Source organism: Tenacibaculum aquaeponti (assembly GCF_052084715.1).
Lineage (GTDB): Bacteria > Bacteroidota > Bacteroidia > Flavobacteriales > Flavobacteriaceae > Polaribacter.
The window spans coordinates 3914982-3938169 of record NZ_CP197288.1 but is presented as its reverse complement, the minus strand read 5'-3'; the positions used below and the strand labels follow the sequence as shown (position 1 = coordinate 3938169).

At 28.5% G+C, this 23188-nt stretch carries 24 protein-coding genes; 12 read left to right on the top strand and 12 right to left on the bottom strand.

Annotated elements, in window-relative coordinates; genetic code table 11:
• Positions 1 to 78 precede the first annotated feature (78 nt).
• Together ACSIGC_RS17810 and ribB are read left to right on the top strand one after the other, a co-directional pair.
• On the top strand, positions 79 to 1533 hold the full coding sequence (locus tag ACSIGC_RS17810; protein ID WP_442266112.1) for an LptF/LptG family permease: 1455 nt from the start codon (positions 79 to 81) through the stop codon (positions 1531 to 1533).
• Entirely contained in the window at positions 1530 to 2672 is a 1143-nt protein-coding gene (gene ribB / locus ACSIGC_RS17805) for a 3,4-dihydroxy-2-butanone-4-phosphate synthase (protein ID WP_442266111.1), read from the top strand. The genes ACSIGC_RS17810 and ribB overlap by 4 nt, the downstream gene beginning before the upstream one ends.
• A gap of 54 nt (positions 2673 to 2726) precedes the next feature.
• On the opposite strand, the gene ACSIGC_RS17800 is transcribed toward ribB, so the two are convergent.
• The 5 genes from ACSIGC_RS17800 to ACSIGC_RS17780 all read right to left on the bottom strand — a co-directional run bounded on the left by ACSIGC_RS17800 (position 2727) and on the right by ACSIGC_RS17780 (position 6909).
• Positions 2727 to 3158, bottom strand: coding sequence for a hypothetical protein (locus ACSIGC_RS17800; RefSeq protein WP_442266110.1), 432 nt, complete (start codon positions 3156 to 3158; stop codon positions 2727 to 2729).
• Between the two features lie 34 nt (positions 3159 to 3192).
• Positions 3193 to 4137 (bottom strand): NAD(P)H-dependent flavin oxidoreductase, encoded by a 945-nt coding sequence (locus ACSIGC_RS17795; RefSeq protein WP_442266109.1) that lies wholly within the window; start codon positions 4135 to 4137, stop codon positions 3193 to 3195.
• Positions 4138 to 4148: 11 nt separating this feature from the next.
• On the bottom strand, positions 4149 to 4772 hold the full coding sequence (locus ACSIGC_RS17790; RefSeq protein WP_442266108.1) for a hypothetical protein: 624 nt from the start codon (positions 4770 to 4772) through the stop codon (positions 4149 to 4151).
• A 159-nt stretch (positions 4773 to 4931) separates the two neighbouring features.
• Entirely contained in the window at positions 4932 to 6119 is a 1188-nt protein-coding gene (mnmA, locus tag ACSIGC_RS17785) for a tRNA 2-thiouridine(34) synthase MnmA (protein ID WP_442266107.1), read from the bottom strand.
• A gap of 85 nt (positions 6120 to 6204) precedes the next feature.
• Positions 6205 to 6909, bottom strand: coding sequence for a toxin-antitoxin system YwqK family antitoxin (locus ACSIGC_RS17780; protein WP_442266106.1), 705 nt, complete (start codon positions 6907 to 6909; stop codon positions 6205 to 6207).
• A 63-nt stretch (positions 6910 to 6972) separates the two neighbouring features.
• Here ACSIGC_RS17780 and ACSIGC_RS17775 point away from each other — a divergent pair, with 63 nt between their 5' ends.
• The 4 genes from ACSIGC_RS17775 (at position 6973) to ACSIGC_RS17760 (ending at position 9296) form a co-directional block, all read left to right on the top strand.
• Positions 6973 to 7554 carry an adenylosuccinate lyase gene (locus ACSIGC_RS17775; protein WP_442266105.1) on the top strand — a complete coding sequence of 194 codons (582 nt, stop codon included), beginning with the start codon at positions 6973 to 6975 and terminating at the stop codon, positions 7552 to 7554.
• 23 nt (positions 7555 to 7577) lie between these two features.
• The gene (locus ACSIGC_RS17770) at positions 7578 to 8546 is read left to right on the top strand and encodes a hypothetical protein (protein ID WP_442266104.1); all 969 of its coding nucleotides are present in this window, start codon (positions 7578 to 7580) and stop codon (positions 8544 to 8546) included.
• A gap of 104 nt (positions 8547 to 8650) precedes the next feature.
• Positions 8651 to 8884, top strand: coding sequence for a hypothetical protein (locus ACSIGC_RS17765; protein ID WP_442266103.1), 234 nt, complete (start codon positions 8651 to 8653; stop codon positions 8882 to 8884).
• 160 nt (positions 8885 to 9044) lie between these two features.
• The gene (locus ACSIGC_RS17760) at positions 9045 to 9296 is read left to right on the top strand and encodes a hypothetical protein (RefSeq protein ID WP_442266102.1); all 252 of its coding nucleotides are present in this window, start codon (positions 9045 to 9047) and stop codon (positions 9294 to 9296) included.
• A gap of 41 nt (positions 9297 to 9337) precedes the next feature.
• Here ACSIGC_RS17760 and ACSIGC_RS17755 read toward each other — a convergent pair whose 3' ends face one another.
• The 3 genes from ACSIGC_RS17755 to ACSIGC_RS17745 form a co-directional block, all read right to left on the bottom strand.
• Positions 9338 to 10825, bottom strand: coding sequence for an Ig-like domain-containing protein (locus tag ACSIGC_RS17755; RefSeq protein WP_442266101.1), 1488 nt, complete (start codon positions 10823 to 10825; stop codon positions 9338 to 9340).
• A 156-nt stretch (positions 10826 to 10981) separates the two neighbouring features.
• A complete protein-coding gene (locus ACSIGC_RS17750; RefSeq protein WP_442266100.1) occupies positions 10982 to 11818 on the bottom strand; it encodes a sterol desaturase family protein in 837 nt (278 codons plus the stop codon).
• A gap of 157 nt (positions 11819 to 11975) precedes the next feature.
• Positions 11976 to 12476, bottom strand: a complete 501-nt coding sequence (locus ACSIGC_RS17745; protein WP_442266099.1) for a YkgJ family cysteine cluster protein — start codon at positions 12474 to 12476, stop codon at positions 11976 to 11978.
• 95 nt (positions 12477 to 12571) lie between these two features.
• Between ACSIGC_RS17745 and argS the strand changes: the two genes are divergently transcribed.
• The 6 genes from argS to ACSIGC_RS17715 all read left to right on the top strand — a co-directional run bounded on the left by argS (position 12572) and on the right by ACSIGC_RS17715 (position 18464).
• Positions 12572 to 14344, top strand: a complete 1773-nt coding sequence (gene argS, locus ACSIGC_RS17740) for an arginine--tRNA ligase (RefSeq protein ID WP_442266098.1) — start codon at positions 12572 to 12574, stop codon at positions 14342 to 14344.
• Between the two features lie 9 nt (positions 14345 to 14353).
• The gene (locus tag ACSIGC_RS17735; protein WP_442266097.1) at positions 14354 to 14941 is read left to right on the top strand and encodes a hypothetical protein; all 588 of its coding nucleotides are present in this window, start codon (positions 14354 to 14356) and stop codon (positions 14939 to 14941) included.
• A gap of 36 nt (positions 14942 to 14977) precedes the next feature.
• Entirely contained in the window at positions 14978 to 16366 is a 1389-nt protein-coding gene (gene lpdA, locus ACSIGC_RS17730) for a dihydrolipoyl dehydrogenase (protein WP_442266096.1), read from the top strand.
• Between the two features lie 161 nt (positions 16367 to 16527).
• Entirely contained in the window at positions 16528 to 16809 is a 282-nt protein-coding gene (locus ACSIGC_RS17725; protein ID WP_442266095.1) for a histidine kinase, read from the top strand.
• Between the two features lie 76 nt (positions 16810 to 16885).
• Entirely contained in the window at positions 16886 to 17614 is a 729-nt protein-coding gene (locus tag ACSIGC_RS17720; protein ID WP_442266094.1) for a LytR/AlgR family response regulator transcription factor, read from the top strand.
• A 16-nt stretch (positions 17615 to 17630) separates the two neighbouring features.
• Positions 17631 to 18464, top strand: coding sequence for a hypothetical protein (locus ACSIGC_RS17715; protein WP_442266093.1), 834 nt, complete (start codon positions 17631 to 17633; stop codon positions 18462 to 18464).
• 27 nt (positions 18465 to 18491) lie between these two features.
• On the opposite strand, the gene ACSIGC_RS17710 is transcribed toward ACSIGC_RS17715, so the two are convergent.
• The 4 genes from ACSIGC_RS17710 to ACSIGC_RS17695 are packed head-to-tail and all read right to left on the bottom strand — an operon-like array spanning position 18492 to position 22816.
• On the bottom strand, positions 18492 to 20828 hold the full coding sequence (locus tag ACSIGC_RS17710; protein ID WP_442266092.1) for a hypothetical protein: 2337 nt from the start codon (positions 20826 to 20828) through the stop codon (positions 18492 to 18494).
• Positions 20828 to 21814 (bottom strand): hypothetical protein, encoded by a 987-nt coding sequence (locus ACSIGC_RS17705; protein WP_442266091.1) that lies wholly within the window; start codon positions 21812 to 21814, stop codon positions 20828 to 20830. Before ACSIGC_RS17705 ends, ACSIGC_RS17710 begins: the two co-directional genes overlap by 1 nt.
• Positions 21815 to 21870: 56 nt before the next feature.
• A complete protein-coding gene (locus tag ACSIGC_RS17700) occupies positions 21871 to 22386 on the bottom strand; it encodes a hypothetical protein (RefSeq protein WP_442266090.1) in 516 nt (171 codons plus the stop codon).
• Between the two features lie 4 nt (positions 22387 to 22390).
• Positions 22391 to 22816 (bottom strand): hypothetical protein, encoded by a 426-nt coding sequence (locus tag ACSIGC_RS17695; protein WP_442266089.1) that lies wholly within the window; start codon positions 22814 to 22816, stop codon positions 22391 to 22393.
• Positions 22817 to 23188: the final 372 nt, after the last annotated feature.

The following is a 23188-nucleotide window of genomic DNA, read 5'->3' as shown; positions in this document are numbered from 1 at the left end:
TTGATAATTACTACATCTTAATTGTAATTAACAAAACTTTTTCTGTTTTTTAAAAGTAAGCTTGCTACATTTGCAATAGTGAAAAAACTAGACAGATACATATTAAAAAGTTTCTTAATTCCTTTTTTAGCAACTTTCTTTATTATACTTTTTGTATTAGTAATGCAAGCGCTTTGGCTAGCTTTTGATGATTTAGCTGGTAAAGGAATAAGTATTCTTATCATTTTAAAATTCCTTTGGTATACCACTTTAATTGTTGCTCCACAAGCCCTTCCTATTGGAATTTTATTATCATCAATTATGACTTTAGGTAGTTTATCTGAAAACTACGAGTTTGCAGCTACAAAATCCGCAGGTGTTTCTTTACAACGTATGGTGAGACCTTTGGTTTTCTTTGCAATACTAATGAGTTCAATCAATTTTGTTTTTCTAGATTATATATATCCATATGCAATCATGAAACAAATTAATTTGAAGATAAACATCAGAAAAAAACAACCTGCTTTAGCACTTGTACCTGGTAGTTTTAATACTGAAATTCCTAATTATCAAATTAAATTTGATGAAAAGTATGGAGAAGACGATAAACTTTTAAAAAATGTACTAATTTATGACTTATCAGCAGGTAGAGGTAATAATAAAATTATATCTGCTAAAAACGGAGAGTTCATTTCTGAAGAAGGAAGTAAATACCTTACTTTAAGACTAAAAGACGGGCATTTTTTTGAACATCATGTAAAAAACAGAACTGCATATAAAGAACGTTTCAGAATGAAATCTTCAAATGCAGATTTTGACGAATACACTATAAATATTGATATATCTTCTTTCAATAATGATAGTTTAGATGACACCAAACACAAGAATAACTTCAACATGCTTAGCTCAAAACAACTGAGAGATACTTTACCCAAGTTAAAAGTCAGTTATGACGAATATGTTGCTACAAGAGCAAGAAGCTTATATTTAAATACAAGTGCTAATAAGTTATATGAATATCCAGATTCTTTAAAATTAACAGATTTAAAGGGAAATATTTTAGACAATTTCGATTTAGAATCTAAATTAGAAGTTCTAAATAACTCCATATCTAAAATAGATAGATCAATTAATAATTTTACAGCTAATAAAGGTTCATTTAAACATCAACGAAAAATAATGAACCTCTACGATATAGAATATCATAACCGTTTTGCTTTTTCTTTATCTTGCTTACTGCTCTTTTTTATTGGAGCACCATTAGGTTCGATTATTAGAAAGGGTGGTATGGGACTTCCTATGATATTAGCCATTGCTATTTATGTTTCTTATTTCTTTTCTAACACATTTGGAAGAAACATGGCCGAAGAAAGTTCCATTTCTGCAATAGGAGGTTCTTGGTTAGCTGTAGCATTAATGTTACCTTTGGCAATAATATTAACAACAAGAGCAACACAAGATAAAGGGCTATTCGACATTAACAGTTTATTTGTTAGAATAGGTAATTTCTTTAAAAAAATCTTCTTTAACAAAGAAGAAAATTCAGACACATGACAACACAAACTAATCAAAAAATACAACTTAACACAATAGAAGAAGCTATTAATGATATCCGACAAGGAAAAGTTATTATAGTTGTAGACGATGAAGATAGAGAAAACGAAGGAGATTTTGTAGCAGCTGCCGAAAAAGTTACTCCAGAGATGATAAACTTTATGGCAACTCACGGAAGAGGTTTAATTTGTACTCCATTAACAGAAAATAGATGTAAAGAGTTAGAATTAGGAATGATGGTAAATAACAATACCGATCCTATGGAAACTGCATTTACTGTTTCTATTGACTTAAGAGGAAACGGTGTTACAACTGGTATTTCTGCTGCAGATAGATCTAAAACCATCGAAGCATTAATTAATGAAAACACAAAACCTTTTGATTTAGCAAGACCTGGACATATTTTTCCTTTACGTGCTAAAGAAGGTGGTGTTTTAAGAAGAACTGGACATACTGAAGCTGCTATAGATTTTGCTCGTTTAGCTGGTTTACAACCTGCTGGTGTAATTGTAGAAATAATGAACGAAGATGGAACTATGGCTCGTTTACCTCAATTAGTTGAAGTAGCTAAAAAGTTCGATTTAAAAATTGTTTCAATTGAAAATCTTGTAGCGTATCGAATGGAGCATGATTCTCTTATTGAAAAGAAAGAAGACTTTACAATTCAAACTCGTTTTGGAGATTTCAGATTAAGAGCATACCACCAAACTACTAATGATCAAATTCATATTGCTTTAACTAAAGGTGCATGGAATAAAAATGAACCTATTTTAACTCGTGTGAATTCTACTTTAGTTAATAATGATATTCTTGGAACATTAACAAACGATGCAGATCATAAATTAGATCGTATGTTTAAGGTTGTTAATGATGAAGGACGTGGGGCTATTTTATTTATTAATCAACAAAGTCAGTCTTTAAACTTATTAAATCGTTTACGTGGTTTAAAAGAAAATCAAACAAATGGAGAAATGAAAGCTCCTAGGATTACTTTAGATAACAAAGATTTTGGTATTGGAGCTCAAATATTACATGACTTAAATATTCATAAGTTAAAACTTGTATCGAACACAAAACAAGAAAAACGTGTTGGGATGATTGGTTACGGACTTGAAATTGTTGATTATATAAACTTCTAAAGAGTTTAAAAAAATATATAATGAAGCCTAGAAATAATAATTTCTAGGCTTTTTTTATCTATTTTTACTTAAAGTAAGTTTTTTTGCCGTTTGATAATCTATTCCAAAATCTTGAATAAGAATCCAAAATATTCTTTCTGAACTAAAACCTACATCTTTAATCTTTGATATTATTTCTTCTAACTTAAACGAATTTGAGTTATTTTTAAACTCTAAAGCTATTTCTTCTTTAAGATAATTCTTAGCAATTTGTACAGCAGCACTTCTTGCTAATTTTCCGTTTTTAAACGTTTCAGGATAATAATTATTGGACGAATCAATTTGTTTTTCCTTATTCAGTAAATCATAAACACTCCACCACCAAAAGTCTCCTTTCATCCATTCTGCTCTTAATAATAAACCACGCCATTTTGCATAACAATCATCAGTTAAATCTCCTTCCCAAATTAATTCTTGATTATAAAAACTTCTTTTTTGAAAAATCATTTCAAACAATATTAACAATATTGAAATAAAATTATTACAAACTTGGTAAGCTATTACTTAAAACAATATTATATTCTTCTATAATTTCATTTAAAACTTGGGCAGCAGGTTTTATTTCATGAATTAAACCAGCTACTTGTCCGATCTCTAATTCTCCTTCATCCAAATCTCCTTCAAACATACCTCGTTTTGCTCTGGCACGACCTAATAACTCTTTTATTTCTTCAACAGAAGGATCTTTTTGATATAATTCTTGAACGTCGTTAAAAAACTTATTACGAACTAAACGAACTGGTGCTAATTCTTTTAAAGTTAAATATGTATCTCCATCTTTGACTTTAACAATAGTATCTTTAAAATTATCGTGAGCAGAAGACTCTAAAGTAGCTGCAAATCTACTTCCAACCTGTACTCCATCAGCTCCTAAAACCATCGCTGCTAACATACCTCTACCCGATCCTATTCCTCCTGCAGCAATTACAGGAATTTTCACCTGTTCCTTTACCATAGGAATTAAAGTAAAAGTTGTTGTTTCTTCTCTTCCGTTATGACCTCCAGCTTCAAAACCTTCACAAACTACAGCATCTACTCCTGCAGCTTCGGCTTTTAAAGCAAATTTCACTGAACTTACCACATGAACTACAGTAATTCCCTTTACCTTTAAAAAGTTAGTCCAAGTCTTAGGATTTCCTGCCGAAGTAAAGACAATTTTAACTCCTTCTTCAACAATAATATCCATAATTTGTTCTATATCTGGATACAACATAGGAACATTAACTCCAAAAGGTTTATCTGTAGCTTTTTTACATTTCTGAATATGCTCACGTAAAACATCAGGATACATAGATCCAGCTCCAATAAGTCCTAATCCATCAGCATTAGAAACAGCTGAAGCTAATTTCCAACCAGAAACCCATATCATTCCACCCTGAACAACAGGATATTTTATATTAAAAAGTTCTGTAATTTTATTTGTCAAAATAGTATATTTTAGTTGATTAAATATAGGAAAAGTAAAAGTGCTGATAATGAAAAAAAGAAGAAAACTAACATTGGTATTTTTAATACTCTGAAAACAAAACTTATAAAAGTTTCCAATCCATTTGAGGTTGCAATAATGGTTTTCATATAAGAAGTATAAAGTTTTTGTTTATCTTCTAATGGTGATTCTACAAAGTCTTCTATATTATCTTCTTTAAACTCTAATTTATTTGAAACTATTGTTAAAACTCGTTTAATTAAACTACTAGCTATACCTCCTATAAATGGTATTTTGCTAGTAACAGATTTTGAAAGTAATGGAATGGTAACAATATGAATTATTCCTTTAAAAACTAAAGAAAGTACATCTTTCTTGTTCTCTTCCGTAATTTGATTATTAATTTTTGATATATCTTGAATTGCTAATTTTAAAATATCGAGCGAATAATCAACAATCTCCCAAATATCATTTTTCATCTTAAAAACTAAAGACAAAAAACCAAATGCAACACCAAAAACAACAAATAAACCAAAACCTATAACTGCATAAATTAAATACTCTACATGAACTAAATTAAAAGCATAAAATCCTAAAAAGTAAATAAAAAGAGAGAGCAAAATTGGTTTAATCACCCAAGAAACTATATAGTTTGGGAGTAAGAGAATTTCCACAAAATTTTCAACTACTTCTTCGTCTTTATACTTACTAACATCTAAACCAAGTTCTCGTTTTATTTTCTCTTGTTATTTTAGAACATCTTTTTTAGTTCTTACTTTCATATAATTATTCAATTAGGAAATCACACCAGACCCTAAGAGTTCTTCATTAGCATACCATGCAACGAATTGCCCTTCTTGTATGGCAGACTGAGCATTTACAAACTCAACATAAATTCCATTTCCTACTTTATACAATGTAGCTTTCTCTAAAGATTGACGGTAACGGATTCTTGCTTCAACTTCCATAGTTTCTCCTTCTTTTAAAGCTAAATCTTCTCTAACCCAATGTAATTCATCATTAGTAACAAAAAGCACATTTCTATATAATCCTTTATGGCTTTTTCCTTCTCCTGTATAAATAACATTTTCATCAACATCTGTTTCTATAACAAAAAGTGGCTCTTTGGTTCCTCCCACAGCTAAGCCTTTACGTTGACCTTTAGTGAAATAATGTGCGCCTTGATGTTTACCAACTATTTTTCCATCTGAAACTTGATATGCAAACTTCTTCGATTTATAATCGAGTTCAGCTATCTTATTTTCAAACTTAGGTAATGGTTTTGTGTAGGCATCAAAAGTTTCTGGAATTTGAACAATTACTCCTTCTTTAGGTTGTAATTTTTGTTGTAAAAAATCTGGTAATCTTACTTTACCAATAAAACATAATCCTTGAGAATCTTTCTTTTCAGCTGTAATTAAATCTGCTTCTTTAGCTATAGCTCTAACTTCTGGTTTAGTTAATTCTCCCACAGGGAATAAAGCCTTAGCTAATTGCTCTTGAGATAATTGACATAAAAAGTATGATTGATCTTTATTATTATCTTTTCCAGCTAATAACTTATAGACAGTTTGCCCATTAATTACCTCCTCTTGTTTTCTACAATAATGACCTGTAGCAACATAATCTGCTCCTAAACTTAAAGCAATATCCATAAAAACATCGAATTTTATTTCTCTGTTACAAAGTACATCTGGATTAGGAGTACGACCTTTTTCATACTCATCGAACATATAATCGACTATACGTTCTTTATATTGTTCACTTAAATCTACTGTTTGAAAAGGAATTCCTAATTTCTCAGCAACGATCATAGCATCGTTACTATCCTCTAACCAAGGACATTCATCTGAAATTGTCACAGAATCATCGTGCCAATTTTTCATAAACAAGCCTATAACATCATATCCTTGTTCTTTTAATAAATAAGCCGTTACACTACTATCTACACCACCTGAAAGTCCAACAACAACTCGTTTCATATCTTGCATAATTTAAGCTGCAAATTTACGAAATTGTTACTGATAGTTTAATTATTAAAGTTGATGATTGTATAAGAAGATGGTATTATTCTTTCTTTTTTTTCTTTTTTATACTAGTATCTGGTCTTCCTTTTTTAGATAATTCTCCATCAATATAGAATTCCCACTTTCCAATACGTTTACCATCTTTGTACATACCTTTCTCTTTAATAACTCCTTTTAAATCGTAATATCTGCCTTCACCTTCTAGATTGCCATTAACATAGTTTACAGCTTCTATTAAAATTCCTTCTTCTGTATAGATTTTAGATGAACCGTGTCTTTTTCCTTCTTTATATTCTGAAACTTCAGTTAGTTTTCCGTTGATGTAGTAATTTTTTAAAACACCATCTAGTTTTCCATCTTTATAGTTTTCTTCAGAAAATAATGTTTTTCCATCAGAGAAATAATATATCCACTTTCCTACTCTTTTTCTACCTACCATTTTTCCTTTAGTTTTCACTCTACTTTTATTGTAAAATTTAACTGAGGCTGTATCTGATTTTTCAGAAAATATTTTAATTATTGAAGGGTAAGCTCCGCCTCTTTCATAAAAAGAAAACACACCTATTTCTTTCCCATTTTTAAACTGTCCTTTATAGCGAATATCACCATTCTCATAATATTTACGCCATTCACCATTTCTTTTTCCATTAGCATCTACTTGATTCACTTTTTGAGCCATTGATACCAGCGTAAAAATCATTGTAAATACAAAACTTAAGACAACATATTCTCTATCTTTTACCATTACTATTCTTTTTGTTTTTATATTTAGTAAATTTTTCTGTAAAAGTACACAAACCGTACCAATATGAGTATCGATTTTTTAATTTCTACATTAAATTCAGTTGAAAACCCTAAAAGAATAAATCGAAATAAAGCTGCAAATATTGTATTAGAACATACTGAATTAATAGAGCATTTGGTAAATTTAACATTTAAAACGGAGGATAAAATATCAATAAAAGCTTCTTGGATTTTAGAATGGATTTGTACTCATCATGGAATTGATTATTTACTTCCTTACATAGAAACATTTATAAACAATATTAAAAACATACATTTTGATGGTGTACTTCGCACTTGTGCTAAAATCTGCGAACATTTAGCTATTGCTTTTGACGATAAGTTACCGAATAACACCAAAGAGACACTTACCAATAACCATATTGATACTATAATTGAAACTGGTTTTGATTGGTTAATAACTGATCAAAAAATTGCAGTAAAAGCTTATACAATGACTACTTTATTTCTTTTAGGAAAACATAGAGATTGGGTACATTCAGAACTTGAACATATTGTAAGAACTAAAGTGATTCATGAAAGTAAAGGTTGCGAAGCTAGAGGAAAAAAAATTCTTGCTTTGATTCATAAAAGGAATAATTCTTGATATAGTTTCCTATTAAAATTTATATGAAAAAGTTATTTTATATCTCTTTAGTTTTTTCTTTTATTTCTTGCTCAAAAACTATTAACAAAGAAGATTTACAAGGTGTTTGGATTTATGATTATAAAGAATATTCTAACTCTTTTTTTTACAAGGTTAATTTCAAAAAAGACTCTATAATATTAGTCGATTTTTTCGATTATAGTTTTAAAGGGAAATATGAAATCAAAGGAGATTCTTTAAAAGTTTATTTAAAAGACAAAACACTTACTAAGAAAATCAGTTTACAACCAGGTGATTCAATAGTAATTCTGAACAATAGTACTTTTTTAAGGCATCCGAATATTATTGAAAATGAATATACAAGTTATGATCTTTTAAATTTAGATTCTAAAATTAAAATGAGTTCAGATAGTTTATCAACAAACCATAAAACATTTAACTTAATTAAAAAAAACAATAAATATATACTTGAAGATTATAGTGGTTTTGATAGTTTAAATTTAAAACTTTATAATTACTCTGTACATTCAATTTTCATAACCTATAATATACTTCTAAATAAAGAAATAACTCTTAAAAAATTAAAAGGAATATTTTCAAAAATAAATCTTACTTATCATCGTAAAGTAAACTTAATTACCAAAATTGATTTACAAAAACAATTATACCATGTTTTTCCTTTAATTATAGATTTATGGGAAGAAGACATGAGAAAACTACAAAAAGAAAATAATGGTTTCCCACCTAGACCTCCAGTAACAGAATATGAGAATAAAGCATCATATATTAAAGCTTACCATCCTGAACTTTTACAAATAAAATCTATACAAGATTTTGACAAAATACAGTATATCAAACCTAACTCACACTATTTAATTAGTATTAATATCGAATTACCTATTGAAGAATATTTAAAACTAACTCAGCAGTTAAACATCATTAAAAAAGACAAAAATACTAGAATCCGAACTGAACTTATTGATTTTAATTAAACATATTAAATACTTCGTAAGTTTAAATCAGCAGTTCGGAAATAAACTATTATACATTTCTTTTACTCCTGATATCTTCATGATGAATTAAAACATATTTAATCATGAAAAAAAACATTTTAAACTTAGGCAAAACCTTAAGTAAATCAGCACAAAAAACTATTAATGGAGGAAGTAGAATCATTCCTTGTTTCGAATGGTGTGAATTAGGTTCTTATTACCAAAGTATAATTCCTAAACCTCTTTTTTGTAATTGTGGTTCAACTAGTACTGGTGGAGGAAACAATGGAGGAAACAGTGGAGGAAACAGTGGAAATGGCCCTATTGATAAAGTATAAAAGATTTATAGCTTCCTAATTACGATAATCAACATTTTTAATTGTGATAAATAGTTCAAAAAGTTAGATTTCAAAAGTTAAAAATAATGATTCAGAAATATTCTTCTCTAAGGATAATTAAATCGTAATAAATTCAGATTGAATTAAAAAAACATCAATCATGAAGAAAAACATTTTAAATTTAGGCAAAGCCCTAAACAAAAACACTCAGAAAGAAATTACTGGTGGTGGTGGACATCACAGTACGGGAAATTCTACAACTACTGGAACAACCTTAACTCCAAAAGACCCAGATTACTGGACTCCCGGAGGTAAATATGCTTGCTATACAAGATATGAAAACCCGAATAGTTTTAGTCATATTTCTCTTTATGATGAAACAGGAAAAGTTTATATCTGTTGGCCTTATTAGTAAACAAAAAAGCAAACCTCAATCGGTTTGCTTTTACTTTTTTATTGTTTACAATCTCCATTCTTCAAATCTTCTTTAGTTGGATTGTATAAATTATCTCTTATTGTTAACCCATAATCTGTAGTTTGATTTTGAACCACATTGGTTAAAGCACAATAATCTGATAAACTAGGATTATTTTTCACTATAACTGCTTTTATTTTCTTTAAGTTATTTAATCCCTCTAAACTTGTTAGTTGTGTTTCCTCTATATAAACAACTCCACTAAATTCTTCTACAGCGCTTAAAGCTAAAAGATCCTTTATCTGATTCCCTTTAATAAAAACTTCCCCAGAAATTTTTGTAAACCCTTTTTCTTTAAAAAAATCTAACCAATAAGATCCAGAAATTCTTGTTTGTACTCCATGATACTCATTTAATGGAACTAGCCTTTCACATTCGAATTGAATACTTCCTGGATTAAATCTATTACGATTCATTAAATAAAATGTTCCTTTAATTTCTCCATCAGTAACCAATGGAAGTAGACCACAAAAACTGTATAATGCTTGATTGTTACTAATAGAAAGATCTTCACCTATTAACTTAAGATTAGTTAATTCATTTAAATTTTCTATGCGTAAGTTACCTTGAATTCTTAAATCTTGTTCTACCTCTGTAACATTATTTAATCCTTCTAAATTAACTAATTTAACATTATCTACAACGCTTAACCAAAGGAATGATTTTACATGAATTAAGTCTTTTATATCTTCTAATTTATGATTCCCATTTAAATTTAAAGCAACACCAGTTTCTTTAGTTTCAGGAAATCCTTTAAGGTTTTTAAGCTCTCCATTGAAAGCTATTTGAACAAATCCTTCTATTTCTAAATTTTCAACTCCTTCTATACTAGTCAAAGTGGTATGAATGATATTTAACCCCTTTACAAATGTTACATCTTTTAACGGCATTAAATCATTAATAGCATAAGGGAAAGAATATCCATTGGTTCCATGTGCGCTACCAATATTAAGCTTTCCGTTTACTCTTTTGTATCCTCTAGAAACAAAATCTTCTAATTCTTCTTGATTTAATATATCAACATCTCCTTCATAAGTTTCACTAACTCCAATACCTTTAATACTAATTGGTGCATTACTAGATGTTGCATTACTAGCTATCTGTATAAAACCAGTATATTCTTTTTCTTCTGTTGGTGAAAAAGTTATCTCTAATTCCTTAATTTCATCAGGAGCTATTTCTATTAATGTAAAATTTATTGAAAAACCTTCAGGTAAAACTATCTCTTCTATTTTTAATACTGAATCTCCTTCATTTAAAATCTTAATAGGAAAAGATTTACTAACCGATTTTACAACATTACCAAAATTTAAATAATTTGCATTATTTTCTGTTTGGATGGTCAAAACAACTATTGGATCTGGATCAGGGATTATTATATCTACATCAATATTTTCTTCACTAGAATTATCTCCCCCACAAGCAATTAAACTTAATGTTACAAGTAAAAATATAAATTTTCTCATAGTATAATTAATACGTTTCTAAAGGCTTGCGAAATTAATTAAAAAAGTAAAGCAATAAATCACGAATTGTATTAAAAATTAAAGGAGAAACATTTTAAACCTAAATAAAATAGATAAATTTAGCATATACTCCATAATATCTGGTTAAAAATTTTATTATAACTCTTCTATGTTTGTAGGTTTTCTATAACCTTGAAAAGGTTGTTTTAATAATTCAACTAAATCTGAGTTTTTTACTTCATCTGGAAATGTATCTACACCATATACTATTTTTTCTCTATCCAATTCCATATAAGTTCCCAATAATCTATCCCAAATGGAAAAAATATTTCCGAAATTAGAATCGGTATATGGCAATAAATTATGATGATGAACTTTGTGCATATCAGGAGATACGATAATATAACTTAATATTTTATCTAACTTTCTCGGCATTTTTAAATTAGCATGATTAAATTGAGTAAACACTAAAGATAAAGACTGATAAAGCATAATAATGTAAAAAGGCGTACCTACTAAAAACACTCCTAATAGTGTAAATACAAAGCGAATTACACTTTCTATCGGATGATGTCTATTTGCTGTAGTAGTATCTACTTTATGATCTGAATGATGTACCAAATGTACCATCCATAAAGGTTTAACTTTGTGTTCAACCAAATGAGCTAGATATGCTCCGAAAAAATCTAAAAATAAAACACCTAAAATTATATATGTCCAAAGTGGTATTTCTGGCAACCAATTTATAAGTCCAAATTGATTTTCTTCTACCCAAAAAGATGTTTGTAATAATAAAAAAGCTAAAGCAAAATTAATAATTACAGTAGTTCCTGTAAAAAATAAATTAGGCCAAGCATGCTTCCACTTATTATATTTAAAATTAAATAGTGGTATTCCGCTTTCTAAAATCCAAAAAAAAGAAATCCCACCAACTAATAACATACTTCTATGTAAAGTTGGCATATTTTCAAAATAACTTTTTATAACCTCCATAAATAACATTGTAATTGTTTGATATAACAATGTTAATAAAAAAATTAGGTTACAAAATTTACCTCTGTTAAGAAAAACTACGAAATTGGTAATTTTAACTTAGATTTTCAACCAATTTCATAAACTTCATAGCATAATAACAAAATAAATTCAAAAACTAAGACTGTGGTAACCTCTTTTTCAACTCCTCAAGAATTCTATAAGTAGCAGGACAAATTTCAGTGTTTTTTATGGTAAGATTTGCTAATTGGATAAACTTTTTTCTATTCGTGTGAGGATATTCGGCACAAGCTTTCGGACGAACATCGTAAATAAAACAAGAATTATCATTTAAATCTAAAAAAGGACAAGGAGAAGTTTGCAACACATGAAAATCATCTTCATCAATACGCAAATATTGTGCAACAAAATCAGGTACTTTCATCCTTAAATGCTTAGCTATTCGTTCAATATCTTTATAAGTAAACATCGGACTTGTTGTTTTACAACAATTTCCACAGTTTAAACAATCTGTTCGTTCAAATTCTTCTTCGTGAATCTCTTGAACAACTAAATCTAGACGTTTAGGAGTACGCTTTTTTAATTTCTGAAAGTATTTTTTATTCTCTTGCAGCTTTTCTTGAGCTAATTCTCTAAGATTTTCAAGGTCTTTATCCATATTGCAAAACTACAGTAATATGACCAGAAATGAGCCAAATAAACCAATAAAATTATGTAATTTTGCTACTCGATTTAAAAGAAATAAGTCAACTAATGAACATACAATCGTTACTAGAAGCGAAGGTTAAAGAAGGGTTTGAAAAATTATACGAAACTGAAATTCCATCTGTTGAATTTCAAGCAACCCGAAAAGATTTTGAAGGTGATATAACTGTAGTAGTTTTCCCTTTATTACGATACAAAAAAGGAAATCCGGTTCAAATTGGAAACGATTTAGGTAATTACTTGGTAGAAAACGTACAAGAAGTATCTAATTTTAATGTTGTAAAAGGATTTTTAAACTTAGTTATTGATGATAGTTTTTACATCAATTTCTTTAACGAAATCGCTACTAACGAAAGGTATGGCTTTGTAACTTCTAGTACAGATGCTAGAATGGTTGAATATTCTTCTCCAAACACTAACAAACCTTTACACTTAGGTCATGTTCGTAATGTATTATTAGGATACGCTGTTTCAGAAATTTTAAAAGCTGCCGGACATAAAGTTTACAAAACTCAAATCATTAACGATAGAGGAATTCATATTTGTAAATCAATGTTAGCTTGGAAACGTTTTGGTAATGGTGAAACTCCAAAATCTACAGGATTAAAAGGAGATAAGTTAGTTGGAAATTACTACGTTAAATTCGATCAAGAATATAAAAAAGAAATCAGTGATTTAGTTGCTAACGGAATAAGTGAAGATGACGCTAAAAAACAAGCGCCTATTTTCTTAGAAGCTCAAGAAATGTTACGCAAATGGGAATCTGGTGATGAAGATACTGTATCACTTTGGAAAACGATGAACGGTTGGGTGTATGAAGGTTTTGATGTAACATACAAAAATATCGGTGTTGATTTTGATAAATTATATTACGAAAGTGACACCTATTTGTTAGGAAAAGATGTAATAGAACAAGGGTTGAAAGATGGAGTTTTCTTCAAAAAAGAAGATGGTTCTGTTTGGTGTGATTTAACTGAAGATGGCTTAGATGAGAAATTGGTATTACGTTCTGATGGAACCGCGGTATATATGACTCAAGATATCGGAACTGCAATTCAGCGTGCTAAAGATTTCACTGATTTAAACGGAATGGTTTACACAGTTGGTAACGAACAAGATTACCATTTTAAAGTATTGTTCTTAATCTTAAAGAAATTAGGTTACAATTGGGCTGATCAATTATATCACTTAAGCTACGGAATGGTTGATTTACCATCTGGAAAAATGAAATCTCGTGAAGGAACTGTTGTTGATGCTGATGATTTAATGAATGAAATGACGAATACAGCTCGTGAAATTTCTCAAGAATTAGGAAAACTAGAAGGCTATTCAAACGAGGAAAAAGAATCGTTATATAAAATTATCGGATTAGGAGCTTTAAAATATTTCATTTTAAAAGTAGACCCTAAGAAACGTATTTTATTTGACCCACAAGCTTCAGTAGATTTTCAAGGAAATACAGGACCCTTTGTACAGTATACTTTTGCTAGGATCCAATCAATTTTGAGAAAGGCTGACTTCGACTATTCTAAAACTATAACAGGAATTGAGTTACACGAAAAGGAAAAAGAATTAATCAAGCAGTTAGAGTTATATCCAGAAGTAATTCAGCAAGCAGCGAAGAATTATTCTCCTGCAGTAATTGCTAACTATACATATGATTTAGTTAAAGAATTTAATTCTTTCTATCAAAATGTTTCTATTCTTGGTGAAGAAAATGAAGATAAAAAGATTTTTAGAGTTCAATTAGCGAAGAAAGTAGCAGATACAATTGCTTCTGCTTTCCGTTTATTAGGTATTGATGTTCCTGAAAGAATGTAATTCTATACAATGAATAATGTAATTAAAATAATTTTAAAAAGTATAGTAAAGCTTATACTTGGTGGATTACTTATTGGTTTTTTCCACCAGTATGATCTTATTTTAGCCATACTTTTAGTTTTAAAAATTACACACTCATTTGTTAAAAACATAAGAAACAAAACATTTAATAGTAACCTAATTTTTGGTTTTCTATTAACTGCTATTATCGGATATATTTGTGAATATTTTGGAACAAAGTATCAATATTGGGAATATCACGATGTAGCTACAGAAATACCAAAATGGGTATTTTTCGCATGGGGAGCAGCTTTTATTCTTATTTACCAAACAGAATTGGAAATTAATAAGAAAACAACCGATATATCGTCTAAAACAAAAAAGCTATGGGTACTTTTTATAGTAACCGTCTTCCCTACTCTTGGTGAAATCATTACGATTAATCTGGGAACTTGGAGTTATAATGTGCCTTATAAAGTTTTCGGCGTACCTTTGGCAGCTATCGCAGCATTAATTATTATCCATTATGCTGTGAATATAATATTAGGATATACAAGTAAAAAATTCGGAATTAAAGATTTAGTCTTTAATCCTTAAACGATAAATAAACAACTAATAGATAAAACGCGAATTATGAAATATGATATCATAGTGATCGGATCTGGTCCTGGAGGTTATGTAACAGCCATTAGAGCTTCTCAGTTAGGTTTTAAAACCGCTGTAGTTGAAAAAGAAAGTTTAGGTGGTATTTGCTTAAACTGGGGATGTATCCCAACTAAAGCTTTATTAAAATCTGCTCAGGTTTACGATTACTTAAAGCATGTTGATGAATACGGTTTAAAAGCTGAGGCGATTGATAAAGATTTCGACGCTGTTATTAAAAGAAGTCGTGGTGTTGCTGAAGGAATGAGTAAAGGTGTTCAGTTCTTAATGAAGAAAAACAAAATCGATGTAATTAACGGTTTTGGAAAGATTAAAACTGGTAAAAAAGTAGATGTTACTGCTGAAGATGGAACTGTAACTGAATATTCTGCAGATCATATTATAATTGCAACTGGAGCTCGTTCTCGTGAATTACCAAGTTTACCTCAAGATGGTAAAAAAGTAATTGGATATAGAGAGGCGATGACATTACCTCAACAACCAAAATCTATGATTGTTGTTGGTTCTGGTGCAATTGGAGTTGAGTTTGCTCACTTCTACAATGCAATGGGGACAGAAGTAACTATTGTAGAATATATGCCAAATATTGTTCCTGTTGAAGATAAAGATGTTTCTAAACAAATGGAGCGTTCTTTCAAAAAAGCTGGAATTAAAGTAATGACTAACTCTTCTGTAGAGTCTGTTGATACTTCTGGTGATGGAGTAAAAGCTACAGTAAAAACTAAAAAAGGAGAGCAAGTTTTAGAAGCTGATATCGTTTTATCTGCTGTTGGTATTAAAACAAATATTGAAAACATCGGATTAGAAGATGTAGGAATTGTTACTGATAGAGATAAAATCTTAGTAAACGATTGGTACCAAACTAACATTCCTGGTTATTATGCTATTGGAGATGTAACTCCTGGTCCGGCTTTAGCTCACGTTGCTTCTGCTGAAGGAATAACTTGTGTTGAAAAAATCGCCGGTTTACATACAGAAACTATCGATTATGGAAATATTCCTGGATGTACATACGCAACTCCAGAAATCGCATCCGTTGGTTTAACTGAAGAAAAAGCTAAAGAACAAGGTTACGATATTAAAGTTGGTAAATTCCCTTTTTCTGCTTCTGGTAAAGCAAAAGCTGCTGGAACTCCAGAAGGTTTCGTTAAAGTAATCTTTGATGCTAAATACGGAGAGTGGTTAGGTTGCCATATGATTGGTGCAGGTGTAACTGATATGATTGCTGAAGCTGTTTTAGGTAGAAAATTAGAAACTACAGGACATGAAGTGTTAAAAGCTATTCACCCTCACCCAACAATGAGTGAAGCTGTTATGGAAGCTGTTGCTGATGCTTATGATGAAGTTATTCATTTATAAAGAAATAACAATAATAAAAAATAGTAAGTCGAAACTTAATTGTTTCGACTTTTTTTATACTTAAATCTAAATACAAAGAATTTAATTCTATCTATTCATATTCATTCATAACATTTTACTTTTTTTAGGTATCGTAACATTAGTCTACTTATAAAAATATTTTGATTGATAGAACTTTAAACAGGGTTAAACTAAAACCTAGTTACATAAACAATTCTATGAAATCTATACAAAACATGATTATTAATAACAATCCTAATAGGATTAAATATTTATCTAAATTTTCAAAATTTCTAAGATTGCTACTTGAAAACTCAAGAAGAATTACCGTGCTAATATCAAACGAAATAATCACCTTAAAACACTTGTTAGAAATACACCAAATAGAAAAAATGAAAGAACTCTTTTATACTTTTTCTAAAAAAATTAAATATTCCTTCTAAAATCACATTTAAAAATGTAAGTTACAAGAAAAAAAAAACTCTATCATACTTACTCTTCCTTATGCAATAGAAAATTATGATTAAAACATTAATAGTAGAAGACGAATTATATATTAGAAAAGGATTAATTTCTATGATAACTTCTTTAAAAAAAGAAATTGATATTATTGGAGAATGTGAATCTGTTAAGGAAGCTATAACTGTAACCAAAGCATGCAAACCCGATTTAATCTTCTTAGATATTAATTTAAAAGATGGTATTGCTTTTGACTTTTTAGATCAAGTTAAAGATCTTAATTTTCAAGTCATTTTTATTACAGCTTACGATCAATATGCTTTACAAGCCATTAAAAACGGTGCCATAGATTATATTTTAAAACCTGTAGATATTGATGAATTAAATGAAGCAATAGATAGAGTTAAATTGATAACAGATAATAGATCTAATCATTTAGAAATTGTAAAAAATCAATTAATTGAAAAGAGAAGAGAATATATTGTACTTCGTTTACAAGAAGGATATCAAATCGTTCGTTTTGATACTTTAATGTACTGTCAATCAGATAAAGGTTATACAACTTTTTATACAGAAGATAAAAAATCTTATATTGCATCTAAACCTATCAAAGATTTTGAAAATCAACTACCTGAAAATTTATTTTTAAGAACACATCAATCTTATGTAGTAAACTTGAAATTTATTGATAAATATGATAAAACAGGGTATGCATTCTTAAAATCTGGAGTTAAAATACCTGTTTCTATAAGAAAAAGAGAAGAGTTTGTTTCTCGTCTTTTGTTATAGTTTAAATAAAAAACAAATGATACGTTTCTATGTACTTTTATTAATTTTCTTTCTTCAAAGTTGTAAGGAACAAGATCAAAAAAGTTTCATTTTTAATATTTCAGAAAAATCCATCGAAAATTATACACCTTTAAATCGAAGCAAACTTTCTAAAGATTTATGGCGTAAACATGGACTTTTTAATATTGAAAGTTTTAATTCTAACTTCAATTACTACATAAGTCATAAAAGCGATTCTCTAAAAATTATTGAACGTATTTACGATACTGAAAACAGTACTTGGTTATGTCTTGTAAATAAAAATGGTTTTTATTTAGATCATATGCAAGTAGCTTATGATAACGCCGAAGGTTTTTTAACTGTTGAATCTGAAATGATTGACAAAAATGTAATCGTTAAAACCTGGAATGATTTTTCTGACATAAAACAAACTATAGATTCTATTAAAATCACAAATGAAACTTTTAGAAATCCTGCTAAAGAAAGAGCTGTTGTGGGACATTGGAAAAACGAAGTCTCTAATTTAAATTTTAAACTATTTGTAGCTAATAATCAATTAGAATATACATTTACTTCTCCAAAAAGATCTTTTAATGGAACGGCTCAAGTAACGGCGAACAATCTTATTATTTTTAATGACTTTGAATGGAGTGAATTTGCTGGCGGAGCTGTTGATGATGGCGGCGATGATAAAGAACAAGGACAACCTCCGCTACCTACAGAAATTGGTACAACTATAGATTTTGAAAGTGATGAATTTGTGATTCAAAATTATGGAAATGCAATGAATTACTTTACGAAAATAGAAGAAGCTAGTGAAAAGTATGTGAGCTTTAAAAAAGTTAAATAGTTAATTTTATTTTATCTAATAATATCTTTAATACGCATCATATTGTCTAAAAAAACTACATTTACTTCGTATCACTTCGTAAAACTTCGTGTTTTTATACTTTGTTTTTAAAGCTTTAAATCCAGAGTTTTCAAACTTTCTATATTCATTTCCTTCATAACCAGAATAATTTGAATCCCAACCATTATTGTAATATTCGTTCAATTCACACTTAGCTATCATGTAAGCACATCTTGCATTTAGTTCATTATCAGTTGAGATTTCAATTGTTTTTTCATAATAATATTTTGCTTTTTTAGCTAAACCATTGTAGGTATTTCTATATCCCCCGTAAGGAAAACTATAAGTTTTTTTCTTTGAAATTACATCGTTTATATCTGATCTGATTCTTCCGAAATCGTAGTTATAATAACGATCTTTTCCGTAATAAGTAAAAGCTCTATAATACCCTGTATTTGATGCATTATAAAAATAATTCCCAAGTAAATAATAGGCTAGTTTTTTCTTCCACTTCTTTGTGGTTTCATCTTGCGTCATATCCTCTAAAGTTTGAAGATTAACTAACAAGTCGTAAGTGTTCATCTTTCTGTTTAAAAAAGAATATGCACTAGCTTTATACACTTCATCTTCCATTACAGTTGCATCGTTACAATTAAAACACTCCATTGTATTATTACTGAAAATAGAAGCTGGTATATTTTTTACATCAGACGAACTAAAGTAATCTACTGCAATATTAAAATCTCCACTTCTGTAATACATTAACCCTTTTGCTTTTTCTGCTAAATTTAAAATTGACGAACTTTCTAATCCTTTATTTTTTAAACCTTTTAATAATAATTTTTCGAAATCATTTTTATTTTCCTTTTGAATGAATTTAATTATATCGTCTACTAAATCATGAGACGTTACTTCTTTTAAATCCTCTAAAGGGTTGTGTATTAAATAAGACTGCGCAATTTTGTTTTGTTGCAAATACAAATGACTTACTTGTTCTAGAATAATTCCTCTTAAATTACAAGACATACTCACTTGATTCACTTCATCTAATTGACATGGACCTAAAACTGTAACTCCGTTTTTATTTTTTTTGAATAGTTTAGACAACCATAACTCTCTTTCTTCATTAATTGTTGTCCACGAAAACACTTCAAATATTCTTGCTAAACTTTCTTTTTGTTCTTTAAACTTTCTTGAATTTACTAAGCTTAACTTATCACTTGCGGTTTTAAAATCTTGACGTAAAAACGAAAGATATGCATCTGTTAATTTCCAAAATTCTCTATTAGAAGTAGTACCTTCTAATTTTCTATCAATATAACTTTGTAACGCGATCAATTCATCTGCAACTTTATCTTCTACTTGAAAAATGGATTTTCTAAAATTTATATCTAAAATTGCTCTTTCTAAATTATTTATAATTCGAATAGCTAACAATTCTTGTTTATCTTCAGCAATACCTAAATCAGTTATATTTTCGAGATCCTGCATCGTATCTGAAAACTTTCTAATTGCCGTGATAAAAATCTGATTTGCTTTTTCTTCTTTGGTATTTAAGAATGATTTTCCTTCTGCATTTTTATATGTACAAAACTTATAACTTACAAAAGCAGATCGCTTCTTATCGATACTTTTATCAAAAACCTTTAAAAAAAGATAAGCTGCTTTTTCATATCTTTTAAGTTTATAATAACAACCAGCAACTTGATCTAAAATATAATAGTAGATTTCATTTTTAGATACTTTTGATTTTACTTCGTTGTTATAAAAATCAATGGCAGTTTGAAACTCATAATTGTATCGATACAACCGAATTAATTGATACGCATAACGAAGTTTTAAGTCAGCGTTTTTCTCTTTACTATATAATGATAAACCTTTACCAATTAATTCTGGTGCATTTTGCTTTCTCTTTTTAATTAACGCATCGTAATCCCAATAATAACTTTCATTACTTACTGTAATAGTTTCACAAGATTTTGCAAAACTCAAATAAGTTTTAGCAGCTTTTTCTTTTGCGGATTTCTCTTGAATTGTATAGAGTTTATTCTCTTTTCCGTAAAGAACCTCTACTAATTGATCTTTTGAATATTTTTCATTGAAAAAAGAATACCACTCGTGAACATTTTTAGAATCTTTTAAAGATTGATCTTCATAAAACGGATTCATATCTGTTCTTAAAAAAGGATAAAATGCTTTTTGAGATATATTTTCTTGATTGAATAAATTATAATAGAAAGAATCTGGATCGTAATACCAACCTCCACAAAAGTATTTTGGTGTATTTTCTGCAAATATTTTTGGTGTTGCTATTATTAGAAATAATAATGCGATTATATACTCTTTAAATACTATCTTCTTCATTATAACTTGGTGATTAATTCTTTAAAATTTAGTTCTTTAATTTCTGTTTCATCTAAATGATATAAAATTGTGTTTCTAATATTTAAATCGCTATTTTTAATTATATCATTAGATTTTACAATTTCTTCAATACTCGTTTTTTCTAACTTTAACTTAAAATCTTTATATAAATACTGACCTTTATATAGTTTCTTTTTGAGTACGATATATTGATGTTTTCCTAAACTTTTAAAATGTTCTGTATCGTTTTTAAAATCTTCTTCAATAACTCTATTTATAAGTCGAATATTGTCTTCTCTATTTTTAATTACAACCTGAGAAAATAAAGGTAAAGCTAAATCTAACTGTAATGGATATTCTGTACTTCCCTTTACATATTGAGATACTATCTTACTATTTAAAATTGAATTCTGATTAAAATCACCTAAATCACCAACATTATATAACATTAGAGCACCAAAATCTACTGGTGGAATACCTGTTTCTCTTTGAAATTTTATTTGGTGTAAACGAATAGTTACACTTACAGATATTCTTTCTTTTAGAAGTTCTAAAAATTTAAAATAAGTTTCTCTTGTAGTTTTAGTCCAATCGCAATCAATTTGGATTTCTAAAGCTTGTTTATTGAAGTATTTTTGATGAATTTGTTGAACTAGTTGTGCTACTTTATCTACTAAATTTTGGGTTGAATATTGATTTACTTTAAATACTGAATTACTGATAAAAACTACTGGTACAACTTGTACAGTATTAAAATAAGGGTCTATATCTTGAATTACGCTTACAGGATGACTTATTCCATCGGTTAATACAACATCGAAATAGTGAATAAATGTTTTCTTAGCGTGAGTGTTTTTTAAAGCTTCTTTTTCTACATCAGAAAGCTTTGCATCTGACTTCCAATGATAAAACTGAATTTCATAATCGTCTTTCTTACAAGCATATACTAGTAGTAAAATAAGCAGGCTACTTAGTACTTTCTTCATCTTTAATTTCTTTTACTTTTCAAGTCGAAAGATAAAATATATAGCTTACATAAATACTAACCTTTAACATACAATTTCTGATACTGTTCAATTACTAACTCTAATTTTTCTGCTTTAGTTTGTACAGGAATAATATCTTTCATTAACTCTTTGAGTAGTTCAAACTTTTTACCTACGAAGATCGAAGTATTCTTCTTTTTATTAGAATTTTTTTCTTGTTTATCTTTTTCTATTTCTTTTAAAAACGCTGTATACTTCGAACTATTAATTACTTCTTTGTAGGAAGTAAAAACAGTTATCATTTTTTCTTTTCCCTTTAAATCTTGATTAATTTCTTTACTCCTTTTTAAAGTTCTTATGCTTTGATTTAAAAAATCGTTGATAATTTCTCTTTCTTCTAGAACGTTTTGAGTGCTTTTTGTTGCTTTTCTTGAAAGACTAGAAGCTAAATTGTCGAAATCATTGAACATTTTCACTAATTTCTCTGCAAATTCTTCAGGTGTTTCTTTAATTTCCTTTTCACAAGAAATAAAAACCAAATTCAATATTAATATTTGTAATACTATTCTCATTAACTTATTTTAAAACAACTCCTCTACCTCCATACAAATGCATTGCCAAAACACTAAACTCTTCTTGTACAACTTCTTTTTTAATCCCGTAACGTTTTGAAATTTCTTTCAGTTCGTTTTTTACTTTTGAATTTTTACTCATAGCTATTATGGTTATAATTACAACTAAAATTATTAAAACTCCTATAATTGAAGTCTCTATTATCCTAATGTTGTTATAAACTTCATAATCGTAACGCTTTTTAGCAATAAAAATGTTGTGAATTACAATAAAAACTACATTTAATAAAAAAATGTTTTTTACCAAAGTTTTCATGGTTCCATATTCATTATACAACTTTAACGAATTTTGAATTTTATCTTTAGGAACTTTTTTAACAATTTCAAATTTATCTTCTACTTTCCTCTTAATTTTTATATTATTTTTCATAAATTCTTAACTAAAGTTAAAAATGAACCTACCCACCTTCGTTAGAGAGTGCTTTAAATTCCCAATTGACTCTCCAAACTTTTTTCACTTTAAAGCTTTTATTACAATCAATTCTGTTTCGTCTTTAAATTTTAAGTAGTCCTTTTCCTTAAATTTTTCCCTTATATTTATTTCTTTTCTATCTAAATTGGTTCTAAAAACATATAGATTTACTACTTACTTATTTTTAAACTAAACATAAATTTCATAACAGTTATTGAATTTGATGGGTAGAATTCATTAAAAAATTAGTAATTAATTTTCTCTACATATCATCATAAAGTTTGCATCAAAAATCAAAACTTGTATTAGTATTTAAACGATATTTTTCAT